General features: G+C 39.0%; 19 protein-coding genes and 1 tRNA gene. 4 read left to right on the top strand and 16 right to left on the bottom strand.

The window, feature by feature from the left end:
- Positions 1 to 6: 6 nt before the first annotated feature.
- Positions 7 to 186, bottom strand: a complete 180-nt coding sequence (locus KTI78_RS01155) for a hypothetical protein (protein ID WP_016140301.1) — start codon at positions 184 to 186, stop codon at positions 7 to 9.
- A 207-nt stretch (positions 187 to 393) separates the two neighbouring features.
- Between KTI78_RS01155 and KTI78_RS01160 the strand changes: the two genes are divergently transcribed.
- On the top strand, positions 394 to 1629 hold the full coding sequence (locus tag KTI78_RS01160; protein ID WP_002118408.1) for a pyridoxal phosphate-dependent aminotransferase: 1236 nt from the start codon (positions 394 to 396) through the stop codon (positions 1627 to 1629).
- 51 nt (positions 1630 to 1680) lie between these two features.
- Here the strand turns inward: KTI78_RS01160 and KTI78_RS01165 are convergent, their stop codons facing one another.
- Positions 1681 to 2523 (bottom strand): DMT family transporter, encoded by an 843-nt coding sequence (locus KTI78_RS01165; protein WP_262444962.1) that lies wholly within the window; start codon positions 2521 to 2523, stop codon positions 1681 to 1683.
- A gap of 239 nt (positions 2524 to 2762) precedes the next feature.
- On the opposite strand from KTI78_RS01165, the gene KTI78_RS01170 reads away from it, so the two are divergent.
- The gene (locus KTI78_RS01170; RefSeq protein ID WP_224991494.1) at positions 2763 to 3200 is read left to right on the top strand and encodes a PaaI family thioesterase; all 438 of its coding nucleotides are present in this window, start codon (positions 2763 to 2765) and stop codon (positions 3198 to 3200) included.
- Positions 3201 to 3215: 15 nt separating this feature from the next.
- Here KTI78_RS01170 and KTI78_RS01175 read toward each other — a convergent pair whose 3' ends face one another.
- On the bottom strand, positions 3216 to 3647 hold the full coding sequence (locus tag KTI78_RS01175; protein ID WP_262444963.1) for a hypothetical protein: 432 nt from the start codon (positions 3645 to 3647) through the stop codon (positions 3216 to 3218).
- 41 nt (positions 3648 to 3688) lie between these two features.
- Complete coding sequence (locus KTI78_RS01180; protein WP_262445024.1) at positions 3689 to 3835, bottom strand: hypothetical protein; 147 nt, start codon at positions 3833 to 3835, stop codon at positions 3689 to 3691.
- A gap of 46 nt (positions 3836 to 3881) precedes the next feature.
- On the opposite strand from KTI78_RS01180, the gene KTI78_RS01185 reads away from it, so the two are divergent.
- Positions 3882 to 3957 (top strand) — tRNA-Asn (locus KTI78_RS01185).
- 170 nt (positions 3958 to 4127) lie between these two features.
- Here the strand turns inward: KTI78_RS01185 and KTI78_RS01190 are convergent.
- The 12 genes from KTI78_RS01190 to KTI78_RS01245 form a co-directional block, all read right to left on the bottom strand.
- Positions 4128 to 4886 (bottom strand): SDR family NAD(P)-dependent oxidoreductase, encoded by a 759-nt coding sequence (locus KTI78_RS01190; RefSeq protein ID WP_262444964.1) that lies wholly within the window; start codon positions 4884 to 4886, stop codon positions 4128 to 4130.
- A 193-nt stretch (positions 4887 to 5079) separates the two neighbouring features.
- Entirely contained in the window at positions 5080 to 5724 is a 645-nt protein-coding gene (locus tag KTI78_RS01195; protein WP_125738403.1) for a tRNA-(ms[2]io[6]A)-hydroxylase, read from the bottom strand.
- Positions 5725 to 5730: 6 nt separating this feature from the next.
- Positions 5731 to 6456, bottom strand: coding sequence for a pyridoxine 5'-phosphate synthase (gene pdxJ, locus KTI78_RS01200; protein ID WP_174728104.1), 726 nt, complete (start codon positions 6454 to 6456; stop codon positions 5731 to 5733).
- Positions 6457 to 6469: 13 nt separating this feature from the next.
- A complete protein-coding gene (locus tag KTI78_RS01205; RefSeq protein ID WP_016140294.1) occupies positions 6470 to 7183 on the bottom strand; it encodes a DNA repair protein RecO in 714 nt (237 codons plus the stop codon).
- Between the two features lie 9 nt (positions 7184 to 7192).
- Positions 7193 to 7387: an NF038104 family lipoprotein gene (locus KTI78_RS01210; protein WP_016140293.1), complete on the bottom strand. Its 195-nt coding sequence runs from the start codon at positions 7385 to 7387 to the stop codon at positions 7193 to 7195.
- Positions 7388 to 7404: 17 nt separating this feature from the next.
- On the bottom strand, positions 7405 to 8427 hold the full coding sequence (gene era / locus KTI78_RS01215; protein ID WP_014207367.1) for a GTPase Era: 1023 nt from the start codon (positions 8425 to 8427) through the stop codon (positions 7405 to 7407).
- 11 nt (positions 8428 to 8438) lie between these two features.
- Positions 8439 to 9131, bottom strand: coding sequence for a ribonuclease III (gene rnc / locus KTI78_RS01220; RefSeq protein WP_005067830.1), 693 nt, complete (start codon positions 9129 to 9131; stop codon positions 8439 to 8441).
- Entirely contained in the window at positions 9103 to 9477 is a 375-nt protein-coding gene (locus KTI78_RS01225) for a DUF4845 domain-containing protein (RefSeq protein WP_262444965.1), read from the bottom strand. Before KTI78_RS01225 ends, rnc begins: the two co-directional genes overlap by 29 nt.
- A gap of 24 nt (positions 9478 to 9501) precedes the next feature.
- Complete coding sequence (lepB, locus tag KTI78_RS01230) at positions 9502 to 10329, bottom strand: signal peptidase I (RefSeq protein ID WP_016140291.1); 828 nt, start codon at positions 10327 to 10329, stop codon at positions 9502 to 9504.
- A gap of 75 nt (positions 10330 to 10404) precedes the next feature.
- Positions 10405 to 12222, bottom strand: a complete 1818-nt coding sequence (gene lepA, locus KTI78_RS01235) for a translation elongation factor 4 (protein WP_016140290.1) — start codon at positions 12220 to 12222, stop codon at positions 10405 to 10407.
- 175 nt (positions 12223 to 12397) lie between these two features.
- Positions 12398 to 12850, bottom strand: coding sequence for an acyl-CoA thioesterase (locus KTI78_RS01240; protein WP_262444966.1), 453 nt, complete (start codon positions 12848 to 12850; stop codon positions 12398 to 12400).
- Between the two features lie 122 nt (positions 12851 to 12972).
- Entirely contained in the window at positions 12973 to 14349 is a 1377-nt protein-coding gene (locus tag KTI78_RS01245) for a Do family serine endopeptidase (RefSeq protein ID WP_016140288.1), read from the bottom strand.
- 230 nt (positions 14350 to 14579) lie between these two features.
- On the opposite strand from KTI78_RS01245, the gene nadB reads away from it, so the two are divergent.
- Positions 14580 to 16223 (top strand): L-aspartate oxidase, encoded by a 1644-nt coding sequence (gene nadB / locus KTI78_RS01250; protein ID WP_000367525.1) that lies wholly within the window; start codon positions 14580 to 14582, stop codon positions 16221 to 16223.
- The last annotated feature ends 28 nt before the right edge of the window (positions 16224 to 16251 follow it).

Genomic DNA, 16251 nt, shown 5'->3' on the forward strand with positions numbered 1-16251 from the left:
TCAAAATTAGCGTTTTCCCATAGAACGGCGCGTACCACGTGGAGGCATCCACGTTCTATCTGCGTATTGCTCTGGCTTAGGACGCACTTGGTTGTGTACCGCATCTTCGGCTTGATTGCTTTCATTCGGCATTGGGAATGGCAATTTCACCAAAGCCTTTTTCTGTTTTGGCTGTTGCTCAGTCATGTTTCATTCTCGAAATTTCGATTGCGACTTATTATAAATGATTTTTCTCATTTCTTTTCAAAAAAGCTTCAATTGTATAAATCTTGCTTAAGTTTATTACCAAACTAAACTTTTTTACATCTAAGAGGAATCACTTCCGCAAATTGCTTAATTTTTGCGATAAGATAGGATGCTTTTTATTTTTAATCCCATAAGAGGAATATTGCCGTGGACGTACGTCTTTCTGATCGTGTCAATGCTATCAAACCGTCCCCTACACTTGCTGTAACGAACAAAGCTGCTGAGCTTAAAGCTGCTGGCAAGAACGTGATTGGTTTAGGTGCTGGCGAGCCAGATTTTGATACCCCTCAACATATCAAAGATGCTGCAATTGAAGCGATTAATAATGGTTTCACCAAATATACGGCTGTAGATGGTACTCCTGGGTTAAAAAAAGCAATTATTGCTAAATTTAAACGTGATAATAATCTTGATTATCAAGCAAATCAGATTTTGGTTTCATGTGGTGGTAAGCAAAGCTTCTTTAACTTGGCACTTGCTCTATTAAACAAAGGCGATGAAGTGATCATTCCAGCACCTTTCTGGGTAAGTTATCCAGATATGGTTATTATTGCTGAAGGTACTCCAGTCATTGTGAAATGTGGCGAAGACCAACGTTTCAAAATCACTCCTGAACAATTAGAAGCTGCGATTACACCGAACACTCGTTTAGTGGTATTAAACAGCCCATCTAACCCGACAGGTATGATTTATAGCAAAGCTGAATTAGAAGCTTTAGCTGAAGTTTTACGTCGTCATCCACAAGTATTTGTTGCATCTGACGATATGTATGAACCAATTCGTTGGGAAGATGAGTTCTACAACATCGCAACTGTTGCTCCAGATTTATATGACCGCACGATTGTTTTAAATGGTGTGTCTAAAGCATATGCAATGACAGGCTGGCGTATTGGCTATGCAGCCGGTCCAGCAAAAATCATTGGGGCAATGAAAAAAATCCAATCTCAATCAACTTCAAATCCAACTTCTATTTCACAAGTTGCTGCTGAAGCTGCATTGAATGGTCCACAAGACGTTTTACAGCCAATGATTGAAGCATTCAAACGCCGTCATGACCTAGTTGTAAATGGCTTGAATGACATTAAAGGGATCTCTTGCTTACCTGCTGATGGCGCTTTCTATGCCTATGCAAACATCCGCCCTCTTATTCGTGCAAAAGGTTTAAAGTCTTGCACAGAGTTTTCTGAATGGTTACTTGAAGAAACTGGCGTAGCAGTAGTTCCTGGTGATGCATTTGGTTTGGGCGGTTTTATGCGTATTTCATATGCAACAGCTGACGAAGTACTTGTTGATGCATTAGCACGTATCAAAAAAGCTGCAGACTCAATTGAAGGTGTAGACGCTGCTATCGCTTCAATTGAAGCTGAAAAAGCTGCGAAATAATCTGCATTTTGCATAAAAAGGGTTCTCTTAAGAGAACCCTTTTTTTTAATTCTATGCTTTGTTAGTTTTAGGAGGTTTTACATAGATGACCAATAAAATCCCGAATAAAACCATAACACTAGATAAAATCACTCGCTCGGTTACAGTCTCATTTACGAATAGGCTCCCCCCTATAATCGCTAAACATGGCACACTTAACTGTACTGTGCTGGCAGTCACCCGATCAATATGCTTCAGAATCGCATACCAAAGGACATAAGCCCCACTTGAAGTAACACCACCCGACAAAACCGCTAAAATCCATCCTTGCAAGTCAATGTAGCGATCTTGAGCAAGTAATATATTTGCCAACAAAACTATTGGTACAGCTAATGTAAAATTTGCCAAAGTACTACCAATAGGCTGTGTCATATTACGACCCGCAATACTGTAACCCGCCCATGCCAAACCAGATATCGCCATAATTAGAGCATATCCCCAATTAGGCGCATGAGCACCCGGTAATAGCAAAACAATGATTCCAGCTAAAGCAATACATAAGCCTATACCACGATATATGCCAATCTGTTCACCCTGCCAATAGCCGTAAAGCACCATGGTCAGCTGTACAACCCCAAACAATAGTAAAGCACCAATACCTGCATCAATTTGAAGGTAAGCATACGAAAATGCCAAAATATAAACCGCTAGAAAAAGTGCATTTTTTAGGTTCCACTGGACTTTGGCTTGAGATGATTTTGAATATAAAAACAGTCCTAATAAAACAACTGCACCACTTCCTACTCGTATCAAGCTAAAAGTCATTGGGTCAATATGTTGGCCCGCCAAAGCCAAACGGCATAGTACAGAATTCGCTGCAAAAGCCATCATTGCTAGCGCAATTTTAAACAGCATTGTCCTTATGCTCCTGTTATTTTTTATAGTGTATAAGAAGACTCTCTTATCTATCTAATTCATTATGCAACTCATTTAATTCAATTTTTATAATAAAGAAATTTTGTACTCAATAAATAGGTTTCTAAGCTTCGACTTATGAGTTCAATTTTTAACTATAGAATTGACACAACTCGGACCGAATAATAGGCTAACAATAAGTTCCATTTTAGAACTTAAATATTTAAAGGACTTAAAAAATGAAACACCCAAAAGACATGACTGGACTTGAAGTTTTACAGGCACTGCTTGATGGTCACTTCCCGCCACCGAGCATGGGAAAAACAATTCCAATGTATCCAACTGAAGTGGCAAAAGGCTTTGCCAAATTTCATGCTCAGGCAGATCAAAATCACCTAAACCCAATGGGCGGTGTACACGGTGGATTTGCAGCAACTGTACTCGACTCGGTGACTGGTTGCGCTATACATAGTGCACTTGAAGCAGGTGAAGGTTATGGAACTATCGACCTCAATGTAAAAATGTGCCGCCCAATCCCTCAAAATAAGCAACTTATTGCGATTGGACAACTGATCAACCTCAGCAAAAACTTAGGGATTTCCGAAGGCAAGATTATTGATGAGGACGGTAAACTATATGCTTATGCAACTGCAACTTGCATGATTATTCGTTCATAATGATTAAAGGCAGCCTTAAACCGCTGCCTTTTTTATTGAGTAATCTTGATTATTTGGACGTTCACAAGTTTGTGCAATCACATAGGATGCCCAAATACTTTTAAGTTGAAGCTCTATAATTTCTTGATGTTCGTCAGACCAAGCTAAAACTTTATTTTTACCCAGCAGTAATTCCCCTTCCAATTGAAAAATATATAAATCTTTAGAAGAGTTTAATGGTTTTGAGCTTTTTAAAACTTTAAGTGAATGATGCACATTCCATTTAGTGCTAAACCAAAGTTGCAATAAGTCGCCTAAATACAATTCTTGTTTTTTGAAGGGGTAAGCATTAATCCATGCACCTTCTACAAGTGTGTAATAAGATTCTGATTGACTTAAAATATTAAGATAATTGCTTTGATAAAAATCAAAATTTGAAAAAATAGAAGCGATCGTAAGCGTTTTCATACTTATCTCCGATTTAGCCATTTTAGTGCTGGCAAGTTGGTTTAAATCCACACTGTTTGGATTTCTCCAAACGCTTGTTCTTTTTTGAATCTAGCAATTGATTTTTTAAAGCGCAAGTAATTTTTAAACTCATCACCCAACTGATCAAATAAAAAGCATACAACACAAAAATGAAGTAAACATGACAATTTACACTTGACCCTTCTCAAAATCTCCTTATAATCGCATGCAGATTCTCCCATAGCTCAGTCGGTAGAGCGACGGACTGTTAATCCGCAGGTCCCTGGTTCGAGCCCAGGTGGGAGAGCCAAATACTAAAAAGCCCGCAGCATTAAAGCGGGCTTTTTTTTGCCAAAAATTTATCAAGAGTTATAAAAAATCCCCTATCAGCACATAGAGGATTTAATTTTTATTCTTAGAACCTTTGTTGGGGTTAATGATCCAATCTAACTCTAAAGAATATCTTACCTTCTTAAGTCATTAATCTACTTCAACGACTTTTAAGGGATTAAAAGATTGCGTGGTCGGCATCATTTCAATACGATTAATATTAATGTGTGGCGGTTGTGAAGCAATCCAAGCTACCGTATTTGCAATATCTTCAGACAAGAGTGGATTCTTTTTATCATACAGGCTATTTACTTTATCCTCATCGCCCTTAAAACGTACTAAAGAAAACTCTGTACCACCGCAAAGTCCTGGTTCAATATTTGTTACTCGCACCCCAGTACCAGCTAAATCTGCACGAAGATTCAAACTAAATTGTTCCACAAATGCTTTGGTTGCTCCATACACATTCCCCCCAGGATATGGATATGTACCTGCAATCGAACCCATATTAATAATTAAACCTGATTTTTTCTTTACCATACTTGGCAAAATTAATCGGGTAATCGTAACCAACCCCTTCACATTGGTATCAATCATTGTGTACCAATCATCTAATTCTGCTTTATCTGCGGGTTCCAATCCTAATGCCAATCCAGCATTATTCACCAATAAATCAATTTGACTGATTTGAAATTCGACTGGTAAATCAACCAATACTTTATTTATATTTTCTGCCGTATCTGTCATATCAAATACTAAAGGATAGAATTTTTCACCGAGCTCTTGTTGTAATTCTTCTAGCTTTTCTGCTCGTCTTCCACATCCAATAACGTTATAGCCTAACTCAATCAGTTTCTTTGAAATACTATAACCAAAGCCCGCTGAGGCACCTGTAACTAATGCTAACATTCTTATATCCTTAGAAATAATCAACTATTTTAGCTAAACCGATCTTGAACAGATTTATCTTTATATTTACATAATATTCTTTATTACTTTAAAAAATAAAAGATTTTTTTGAAAATTAATTTTAAAGAATTATATAGTTATAATAAAAAAGTTTATCTAGAGAGATAAACTTTTTTACTTCAATCATCTAAGATTAGACGGGTACGCCACTATGAAAACGGAAAGTATCATCTGGCGTTAAAATCAGATTCTTTTCAACCTCACGAATATGATCAATTCGCTGCTGAATATCCTCTTTAGGATCTTTCATTTTTGCAGTGGTTGCCACATCAAGCGCAAGAGCTAGATAGTCTTCAAAATGACGAGACTCTGACTTAAGCAAGTATCGATAATAACGTCCTAACTCATCATCTACACGCGGAGCAAGTGCATAAAAACGTTCACATGAACGAGCCTCAACAAAAGCACCAATGACCAGTACATCAATTAAAGCTTCAGGTTCATAAGTACGAATCTCTTTGCGCAGCCCACCCGCATAACGTCCGGCACTTAAACCGGTCCATTCTTGACCACGCTTAGCCATAAGCTCAAGCACTTGTTCATAGTGGAGCATTTCTTCTCGTACAAGTTGAGCTAGTTTTACTTGTAAGTCAGGAAAGAAGCTATAACGAAACATTAAGTTCATTGCTGTACTAGCGGCTTTCTTTTCGCAATTCGCATGATCTTGCATCAAGATATCTAAATTATTGACTGCTTCATCCAACCATGCATTTGGTGTTTGACACCCTAAAAAGGCCACCACAGGTTGCATTAGTTCATCGTAATTGATACTCGACATAAGTAATTATCCTGCTGCCTGAATCGCTGTTTTCATATCTTTAACAGCTTGCACCAAACCTACAAAAACACTTTCAGCAATAATTGAATGCCCAATATTTAATTCATGAATTTGGGGAATAGCTGCAATTGGCGCAATATTTTTTAGGTTAAGGCCGTGACCAGCATTTACAACCAAACCTTTTGAAGCTGCGTATTCAACACCTTTGATAATACGTGCTAATTCAGCTTGTTGATCTTGCTCTGTTTCCGCATCTGCATATGCACCCGTGTGCAACTCAATCGTAGGTGCACCACATGCAACTGCTGCATCAATTTGAGCTAAATCAGCATCAATAAATAATGATACGTCACAACCAAGAGCCGCTAAGGCTTGAGTTGCCGCTTTAACTTTTTCAAAGTTACCAACGACGTCCAAACCACCTTCAGTCGTTACTTCTTGACGTCTCTCAGGAACAAAACATACGTGCTGTGGTTGGATTTCTTTCGCAAACTCGACCATTTCATCAGTAACAGCCAACTCTAGATTCATACGTGTTTTTAATAATGGACGCATGCGACGTACATCATCATCTTGAATATGACGACGATCTTCACGTAAATGCAAAGTAATACCCTCTGCACCAGCTTGTTCACAAATAAGAGCAGCTTCTACAGGATCTGGGTAAGTAGTACCGCGCGCCTGTCTCAAAGTAGCAACATGGTCTATGTTTACACCAAGCAATGCAGCCATAAATAAATCCTAATTACGATTGAGTTTGAGTGTTTTGAATCCATAATTGTCGACTTTTTAGGGGACGATCACCTAAAAGCGATGTAATCATTTGGCGGTATAGTTTACCTAATAATTGCAATTGTTCGTGAGAAAAATCCTGACCTTGCTCATAATCCAACATAGATAAAATTGCTTTACCTGACAATGAAGAACGGCTCGCTTGAACAACGGGGGCAAAACCCTCGGTCACTTGGAATTGATAAAACTGATGAGCCTGTATTGGCTGTTGTTGAGTATCAATTGAGAAATCAATCGCGTAACCAAGCTCAGGAAGTAAAACATGTTCGAACTGACGCAAAATCTGTCTCAAAAAAAGATCAGGATTTTCGTGCGAAGATAATTGCTGTAATTGAAGCAGAGTTAATTGATATTGCTCAAAAGTTTGCGGCATTGCCTCTTCTAATGGGCAAAGTCTAAGAACAATTTCATTTAAATAGAATCCGGCAAAAAAAGCATCACCAAAAAAGAAAACTGGCTGATTTAATATTTCTAGCTTTGTAAAATTCTTGAGTTCACTTTTACCAGTCGCTTGCAGGCGAATAGGTTGATATTGAGGAGGCGGAGTCTGTCTTAAAATACCATCGACTCGCCCATATTCCTGAGTAAAAAGATGCACAATATGACTTTTTTCACGGTACTTACGATGATGAATCATATATCCATGGAGGACTTCATTGCGCATCATAAAAAGAATCTATTCCTCAGATTCTTTTTCTTTTTTATCATCACCATCAGGAATCACAGCACCTACGACGGCTGCTGTACCTTTAACTACACCTTTGGTAGTTTTATAGGCGATACCTACTGGTACGGTTACAAGCTTATATACACAACCCTGTAACAGCAATGTACATCCAAGTATAGCGATTAATGATGTAATTGTTTTCATACCAGTATCCTTATCCTTTAGATATCACTATATCCTAAGCTTTTTAGAGCACGCTCATCATCAGACCAGCCACCCTTCACTTTTACCCAAAGTGTGAGCATAATTTTTTGCTCAAACATTTTTTCCATGTCTTTTCGAGCATCCATACCAATCGTTTTAAGCTTGGTTCCTTTCTCACCAATTACAATGGCTTTTTGACCAGCACGATCTACAAAAATCGTTGCATCGATATAGGTACAAGCCGGTTTTAAACGACCAGTTTTTTCATTAACAGTTGCCTCTTCCGTTTTGAAAGATTCAATTTGTACTGTTAAATCATAAGGAAGCTCTTCACCTAACTGACGCATGATTTTTTCGCGAATAATTTCACTCGCCAAGAAACGCTCAGAGCGATCAGTAATCTGATCAAATGAATACAAAGGTGGTTGATAAGGAAGATACTTCTCAATCGTTTCGCTTAAGTGTTCTAAGTTTGCTCCACGCAATGCAGAAACAGGAACAATCTCAGCAAAATTCATAAGTTTGGCACGTTCTTGAATAAGTGGAAGAATCTCTCTTTTATCTTCAAACGTATCCGCCTTATTAATGACTAAAATAACCGGCATTTCAGCATTCTTGAGTTTCTCAAGCACTAAATCGTCGTTTTGAGTCCACTTATAAGCATCAATAACAAATAAAACTAAATTAACGTCACGTAATGCAGAGTGTGCAGCACGGTTCATCATTTTATTAATAGCACGCACTTCTTTTTTATGCATACCCGGGGTATCTACGTATACCGCCTGCATTTTTTCACGTGAATCAATACCAATAATTTTATGACGTGTAGTTTGAGGCTTACGCGAAGTAATAGAGAGTTTTTGACCTAACAAATGGTTCATGAGGGTAGATTTACCCACATTTGGACGTCCTACAATCGCCACAAATCCGCTCTTAAAATCCGAAGGGATTGTAACGCCTTTGGAACTAAAAAATTGATCAATCAGATTATTAGGATCTTGGTTTTCATTTGAATCTGGATTGATTTGATCAGAATGCATCGACATGCAGGTTATTGCTCCAATAACTTTAAAATTTCCGCCGCTGCTGCCTGCTCGGCAAAACGACGACTTGAACCCTCACCATAAATCTTCGGTAAACCATCTACTACACATTCAACTTTAAAGTGCTGATGAGGTGCATCACCCTGAATATCTACAACCTCGTAAACAGGGAGAGGTTTTTTACGTGCTTGTAGATACTCTTGTAAACGTGATTTCGGATCTTTGAGTTGATCCGTAGGTTCTATATGGTCTAAATAGGGTATGTACCATTTTAGCACAATATCTTTAAGTAAGTTGAGATCACCACTATCAAGATAGATTGCGCCAATAATTGCTTCCACCGTATCTGCTAATATTGACTCGCGATGATGACCGCCAGACTTCAACTCGCCTGTACTTAATATTAAACACCGACTAAGTTGCAAATCTGTTGCAATTTTACCTAAAGCTTCCTGACGAACTAAAGTCGCTCGCATACGCGTGAGACGACCTTCATTTTCATTTGGATAGGCATGATATAGATAATTAGCGATGATCATGCCTAATAATGAATCGCCCAGAAACTCTAAACGCTCGTAATTGTATTTATGACTCACCGAACGATGAGTCAAAGCTAACTGTAACAACTCAAGCTGCTTAAATTGATATCCGATTCGACTCAGTAAGCGAGGATCACTTAGTTTGAACTGATGTTTTATCAAAACTCTTCTCAAATGTTAAAACTAAATCAATATTAAATAAGAAAGGTTTTCTTACTTCATATTTCTTTTTGACCATTAGACCTGACTGATTAAACACTTGAGCGATCTCTTTAAAGTGGAGATCACGAACATTGTTCATTTCGAGTCGCTGATCCATTTGTGTTACAAACTTTTGTGGTGTGATCTCAGAAGAGCTTTCTTGTAAAAGCTCTTCTATCTGATTATTAATCAGCCGATCATCCCAATATGCTGGCCAAACTGCAAGTACAGCTTTTACTGTAACTGCAAATATAACCACCCCAAATAAAATTGCTAAATACGAAGTACCCTGTTGTGCCTTACGCATTTCTTTTTTTCCTAATGGTTGTTTTTAATCTATTTTTCCATTTCGGCCAAAGTTAGGAAGGTGTAAGCCCGGTTCTTTATGCATCCACACATAGAATGCTCGTCCTGTTAAGTTTTCTTCAGGAACAAAGCCCCAGAAACGACTGTCTGCACTTTGATCGCGGTTATCCCCCATTGCAAAGTAATGTCCTTTTGGAACAGTCACTTCCCAATATAAACCGTCTTGGTTTGCATATTTACCATTTTCAACATAGTTGATAAACGGTGCTTGACGCGCTACATTTACGCCTTCAAGCTCACGCATTGTAAAGGTATGCTCACCAATCGTCTCTTTATGATAAATAGACGTTGGCGTATCCATCACATCTTTTTCACGACTGAACTGTGTTAATACTTTCGGTACTTTTTGCCCATTAATAATCAATTGCCCATGGTCGTAAACAATATGATCACCAGGTAAACCAATTACACGTTTAATATAGCTAATTGTTGGTTGAGGTGGATAACGGAATACAATTACATCACCACGCTTTGGTTCACCAACATCAATAATTTTCTTATTAACAATAGGTAAACGCACACCATAATCAAATTTATTAACGAGAATAAAATCACCAGTTTCTAGAGTTGGCACCATAGAATCCGACGGAATATTAAATGGTTCATAAAGAAATGAACGAAGTACAAGGACTACAGCTAAAACCGGCCAAAAGTCATAGGCCCATGTAATGACAAAATTTTCGTTCCCGCGCCCTTTATTTGCACGCTGTTTTAATACAAGTTTATCTAACAACCACACTGCAAATAGAATCAGCGTAACTGGAACAAGAATTAAATTAAAATCAAAATCCACATGACCTCACTCGCAGCCTCGCTGCTTGTATTACAGTGGGGAAAAGAAATAACTCCTTTCCCCCACCCTCATTTCTTATCTTTCTACTTTCAATACAGCCAAGAACGCTTCTTGTGGAATTTCAACACTTCCCACTTGTTTCATACGTTTCTTACCTTCTTTTTGTTTAGAAAGTAGTTTTTTCTTACGCGAAACGTCACCACCATAACATTTTGCCAATACGTTTTTACGCATCGCTTTTACGGTAGAACGGGCAATAATTTGCGCACCGATTGCTGCCTGAATAGCAACATCGAACATTTGGCGAGGAATTAAATCTTTCATTTTCTCAACCAATGCAATACCACGATGGCGTGCATCATTACGGTGGCAAATCATAGCCAAGGCATCAACCTTTTCGCTATTAATTAACACATCAACCTTAACTAAAGCTGAACTTTCAAAACGTACAAAATTATAGTCTAGCGATGCAAAGCCACGAGAGCATGACTTCAATCTGTCAAAGAAGTCCATAACAACTTCAGCCATCGGGATTTCAAAAGTAATAGAAACTTGGTTACCCAAGAATTTCATATCTTTTTGTACACCACGACGTTCGATACATAGCGTCATTACGTTCCCTAAATATTCTTGAGGAACAAGGATATGACACTCCGCAATTGGTTCACGTAAATCTTCTACAGTCGATCCATCTGGCATTTTTGATGGACTATCGATGTAAATCGTTTCGCCTTTCTTGGTTAATGCTTCATAAATTACAGTAGGTGCAGAACTGATGAGATCAAGATCGTACTCACGTTCTAAACGCTCTTGTACAATTTCCATATGTAGCATACCTAAGAAGCCACAACGGAAACCAAAGCCTAAAGCATCTGAACTTTCTGGTTCAAAGAATAAAGCCGAGTCATTGATCTGTAATTTTTGTAATGCTTCACGGAATGGTTCAAAGTCACTCGCATCAATCGGGAAAAGACCAGCATATACCTGCGGTTTAACCTTTTTGAAACCCGGTAAAGTTGTGACTTCCGGTGTAGACGCAAGTGTAATAGTGTCACCTACTGGCGCACCAAAAATATCTTTAATACCCGCGATAACAAAACCTACTTCACCAGCTTCAAGGATATCTGTTTCAGTATGCTTAGGATTAAATACACCTACAGAAGTTACCGGATGAGTTTGCCCTGTCGACTTAACCAACATTTTGTCGCCCTTACGGATACGACCTTGTTTAATACGAACAAGAGAAACTACGCCTAAGTAGTTATCAAACCATGAGTCGATAATTAATGCTTGTAATGGTGCTTCACGATCACCTTCTGGTGCTGGAATAACATCAACCAAACGCTCGAGTACGCCTTCAACACCTAAACCAGTTTTTGCTGAACAAGTTGGTGCATCTGTCGCTTCAATCCCGATAATTTCTTCAATTTCATGAATTACACGCTCAGGTTCAGCCTGTGGTAAATCAATTTTATTTAGAATAGGAAGAACTTCGAGACCTTGTTCAATTGCTGTATAGCAGTTTGCAACTGATTGCGCTTCAACACCTTGTGCAGCATCTACAACCAATAGCGCACCTTCACATGCAGCTAATGAACGAGAAACTTCATAAGAAAAGTCAACGTGCCCCGGTGTATCAATAAAGTTTAGTTGATATTCCTGACCATTTGGATGGGTGTAATACAGCGTGACGGAAGCGGCTTTAATGGTAATCCCACGTTCACGCTCAAGCTCCATTGAGTCTAAGACTTGAGCTTGCATTTCACGATCTTGTAGACCACCACACATCTGAATAAAACGGTCAGCCAATGTAGACTTACCATGGTCAATGTGGGCAATAATCGAGAAATTTCGTATATTTTTGATATCGACGGATTTTTTAGCTTGCGCCATGGGTTACCTTGAGAAAATATAGAGTGCTATGTAGCTTGTTTTAATACACAGCCAAAGCGGTTAAATAAATTGCGTGAGATTATAACAGATGCATATTTTAAAGTATCCAAAATAATCATGAGCTTTGTACTTATGTTTTAAAAAAGGACATTCAAAGGAAGTGTATTACGTCCAATTATTGAGCATATGAAACGGTAAAATCATAAGGATTTATGCTTGAATCAAGCGGCATATATGCATGGGTAAAAGTTGGCGACATTCGTTTAGGACGACCTGAAGCAATTTCAATACATGCCCATTTAGTATTTCCAACAAATAATACGGCCTGATCTGATGGGCGGAAAAACACATACTGGCGGAACGAATAAAGCGCGTTAATATCATCTAACCATGTGCGTAATACAATTTTTTCACCTTCAAATGCAGCTTTACGATATTGCACATGATGCTCAACCGCGACCATGGCATGTTTTAACTCAAGATATTTAGTTACCCCTACTCCCAAAGTTTCAACATGGGCAGCAGCTACATCTTGCATCCATTGAACATACATTACGTTATTTACGTGTCCTAACGCATCAATGTGATGTGGCTGCACCTCAATATGTAAATCAAAAATACTACTCACAAATGAACACTCTTACTTATTAACCTTAAAACTGAAATTAAGTGTAGGTAGATATCGCTAAAGGCTCAAGTTAAATAACAAAAACCACCCATTTTAGGGTGGCTTAGTAATCTGGTTGAAGATTATTGAATACGCAAACCAAGCATCGCACGCTGTCCCTGACGAATAATAGCAACACGTGCTACTGTATTTTTCGGCAAGTTAGAAACAACTTTTGCAAAATCCTGACTATTTAAAATCTGGTTATTATTGACTTGAGTAATCACATCACCCGGAATGATATTTGACAGTGACGCTAAACCACCACGGCGAACATCTTGTACATAAATACCGCCTTTCACGCTCAACGCATTTTTTTCCGGTTCAGCTAAATCACGAATACTCATGCCTAGAACTGGCCCTTTAGATGTAGCACCTTTTGTACCAGTGGCAGGCGTTTCATCTGGTGCAGTTGTTAAGGTCGCTGAAATATTGCGTGTTTTATCATCACGCAATACTTCAAATTGAACAGTTTGATTTGGCTGTACTTTGTTTAATGCGTAGAGTAAATCACTCGTACGAAGTACAGATGCACCATTTAATTTTAAAATCACGTCACCCGCTCTCAGCCCTGCTTTTTGTGCAGGTGAGTTCGGAGAAATTTGAGTAATTAAAGCACCTTCAGGTTTTGGTAATTTGTAGGCATCGGCAAGGTTTCGGTCAATATCTTGCATCATCACGCCAAGGTAAGAGCGTGTTACTTTACCTTTTGTTTTAAGCTGGTCGGCAACGTCCATGGCTACATCAATCGGAATAGAGAAAGACAAGCCCATATAGCCGCCAGTACCACTAAATATTCGCGAGTTTACCCCGACCACTTCACCATTTTGGTTAAACAATGGACCACCTGAGTTACCCGGGTTTAAAGCCACATCTGTTTGAATAAATGGCACCGAAGTTTCACCGCTCATGTTTCGTGATTTTGCACTAACAATACCTGCCGAAGCTGAGTAGTCAAAACCAAACGGCGAACCAATTGCTAAAACAGGTTCACCGACACGTAAACGGTCAACATTTCCTACTCGTAAAGCTGGATAGTTAGTTCCATTGACCTTTAACAAGGCAACATCTGTACGCTCATCACTACCCACTACAGTTGCATCAATTTCACGTCGGTCATTTAAAGTAATACTGATACGAGAGGCATTTTCAATCACATGATGGTTAGTAAGTAAGTAACCATCTTTACTAATAAAGAATGCACTTCCGTAAGCTGTCTTTTCTTGTGGACCTTGTTGTTGTGGAATGATGACCTGATTGCCAAAGAAACGTTTTAAAATTTCAGGAACTTGCTGCTGCAACAGTTCATCCTGAGTCATTTTTTTTACGACATTTACACTCACGACTGCCGGACTAACTTGTTCAACAAGATTTGAAAAATCAACAGCAGCATTTGCTTGAACAGCAGCAACTGTAAATACCGCTGCATACATTCCTTGTTGTAAATAGCGAGATTTCATTCGGTGCTCACCCACAATTGGTCTACGAGAATAAGGATAAAACTGTTGTATCACAACGCTTTGAGGTTGTGCGTAACAATATGTTTATTTGTAATACGTCATCACAAGGATTATTTTACGCATTGCAACTTTTTAAGCCAATTGCAATTTTTCTCTGAGTTAGAGCGCTTAGGCTCTTGCCTTTTTAGGTAAAAAGGGGTGTCATTAGCGGACGTTTTAAATTGAAGCGAATGGACATGCCTAATTTACAGACAATTCACCACTTTGACGTGATTATTGTGGGCAGCGGCGGCGCTGGTTTAAGTCTGGCTTTATCGTTACCAAATCATTTTAATATTGCAGTTTTAGCCAAAGCTGCTCTAACCGAAGCAAGTACCTTCTATGCTCAAGGCGGCGTTGCTGCTGTTCTTGACGAGACTGACTCTATTCAACAGCACATTAATGACACTATGATTGCAGGCGCTCATTTATGTGAAATGGATGCAGTGCAACATACCGTAGAAGGCGGCCGCCCTTCTGTTGATTTTCTTTTAAAACAAGGCGTGCAATTTACTCTAGATGAGGATGAGCAGCTTCACTTAACTCGCGAAGGTGGTCACTCTCAGCGCCGCATTATCCATTCTGCGGATGCAACAGGTAAAGCTATTTCAACCACTTTGGTTGAACGTGCTAAAGAACGTAAAAATATCACTATTTTTGAAAATTATATTGCGATTGATTTAATTACATCACATAAATTAGGCCATACTGACCAAGCGAATCGTGCTATTGGTTTGTATGCATTAGATGAAAACACTGAAAAAGTTCATACTTTCCTTGCCCCATTTACCGCGCTGGCTTGCGGCGGTGCAATGAAAGCTTACCTGTACACATCTAATCCAGATATTGCTACAGGTGACGGTATTGCGATGGCTTACCGTGCAGGTTGTCGTGTAGCGAATATGGAATTTAATCAGTTCCATCCAACTTGTCTCTATCATCCTCAAGCCCGCTCTTTTTTAATTACTGAAGCTATGCGTGGTGAAGGCGCTTACTTGCGCTTGCCGGATGGCGAACGTTTTATGCTACGTTTTGATGATCGTGCAGAATTAGCTCCCCGCGATATTGTGGCACGTACCATTGACCATGAAATCAAGCGTCTCGGTATTCGCCATGTCTGGTTAGACATTACCCATAAATCACCTGAGTTCATTAAAGAGCACTTCCCAACACTTTATGCACGATTGCTTGAGTTAGGCATCGACATTACCAAAGACATGATTCCAGTGGTGCCGGCCGCACATTACACTTGTGGTGGTGTGGTGGTTGACTCAAATAGCCAAACCGATATTGAAGGTCTCTATGCGATTGGTGAAACGTCATATACGGGCTTACATGGTGCAAACCGTATGGCAAGTAACTCATTACTTGAGTGCTTCGTTTACGGTATGAGTGCAGCAAAAGATATCGAAAATAAATTTGATGAGAACTTCAAATTACCGGAAGTACCCACTTGGGATGACTCACAAGTAACTAATCCAGATGAAGATGTGGTGATTTTACAAAACTGGGATGAGTTACGTTCGACCATGTGGAACTACGTTGGTATTGTAAGGACTACCAAACGTTTAGAACGTGCTTTACACCGTATTGAAATGTTAAAGCGCGAAATCACTGAATATTATCAAGATTACCGTGTCAGTAAAAACCTGATCGAGCTGCGTAACCTTGTTTTAGTATCTGAAATGATTGTGCGCTGTGCTATGCAACGCAAAGAATCACGTGGTCTGCATTACACACTCGATTATCCGGAAACTTCGAGTGAGATTCGTAAAACGGTTTTAACTCCTCCAAATTTTGCAGTAGAACAGCCCTTAGTTAATACTGATATTTAAGTTGTTCTTCTACAAAAAAGCACAGTTC

Origin of the sequence: Acinetobacter sp. WU_MDCI_Abxe161 (assembly GCF_025514355.1) — a bacterium.
Lineage (GTDB): Bacteria > Pseudomonadota > Gammaproteobacteria > Pseudomonadales > Moraxellaceae > Acinetobacter > Acinetobacter pittii_E.

Bases quoted from the DNA above. Each gene is read 5' to 3' on its own strand.
- KTI78_RS01165 (WP_262444962.1), bottom strand. From the start codon at position 2,523: ATGCTGTTTAAAATTGCGCTAGCAATGATGGCTTTTGCAGCGAATTCT.
- nadB (WP_000367525.1), top strand. From the start codon at position 14,580: ATGGACATGCCTAATTTACAGACAATTCACCACTTTGACGTGATTATT.
- KTI78_RS01210 (WP_016140293.1), bottom strand. From the start codon at position 7,387: ATGAAAACAATTACATCATTAATCGCTATACTTGGATGTACATTGCTG.
- KTI78_RS01170 (WP_224991494.1), top strand. From the start codon at position 2,763: ATGAAACACCCAAAAGACATGACTGGACTTGAAGTTTTACAGGCACTG.
- KTI78_RS01205 (WP_016140294.1), bottom strand. From the start codon at position 7,183: ATGATGCGCAATGAAGTCCTCCATGGATATATGATTCATCATCGTAAG.
- era (WP_014207367.1), bottom strand. From the start codon at position 8,427: ATGCATTCTGATCAAATCAATCCAGATTCAAATGAAAACCAAGATCCT.
- lepA (WP_016140290.1), bottom strand. From the start codon at position 12,222: ATGGCGCAAGCTAAAAAATCCGTCGATATCAAAAATATACGAAATTTC.
- KTI78_RS01190 (WP_262444964.1), bottom strand. From the start codon at position 4,886: ATGTTAGCATTAGTTACAGGTGCCTCAGCGGGCTTTGGTTATAGTATT.
- KTI78_RS01225 (WP_262444965.1), bottom strand. From the start codon at position 9,477: ATGCGTAAGGCACAACAGGGTACTTCGTATTTAGCAATTTTATTTGGG.
- KTI78_RS01175 (WP_262444963.1), bottom strand. From the start codon at position 3,647: ATGAAAACGCTTACGATCGCTTCTATTTTTTCAAATTTTGATTTTTAT.
- KTI78_RS01155 (WP_016140301.1), bottom strand. From the start codon at position 186: ATGACTGAGCAACAGCCAAAACAGAAAAAGGCTTTGGTGAAATTGCCA.
- KTI78_RS01195 (WP_125738403.1), bottom strand. From the start codon at position 5,724: ATGTCGAGTATCAATTACGATGAACTAATGCAACCTGTGGTGGCCTTT.
- pdxJ (WP_174728104.1), bottom strand. From the start codon at position 6,456: ATGGCTGCATTGCTTGGTGTAAACATAGACCATGTTGCTACTTTGAGA.
- KTI78_RS01245 (WP_016140288.1), bottom strand. From the start codon at position 14,349: ATGAAATCTCGCTATTTACAACAAGGAATGTATGCAGCGGTATTTACA.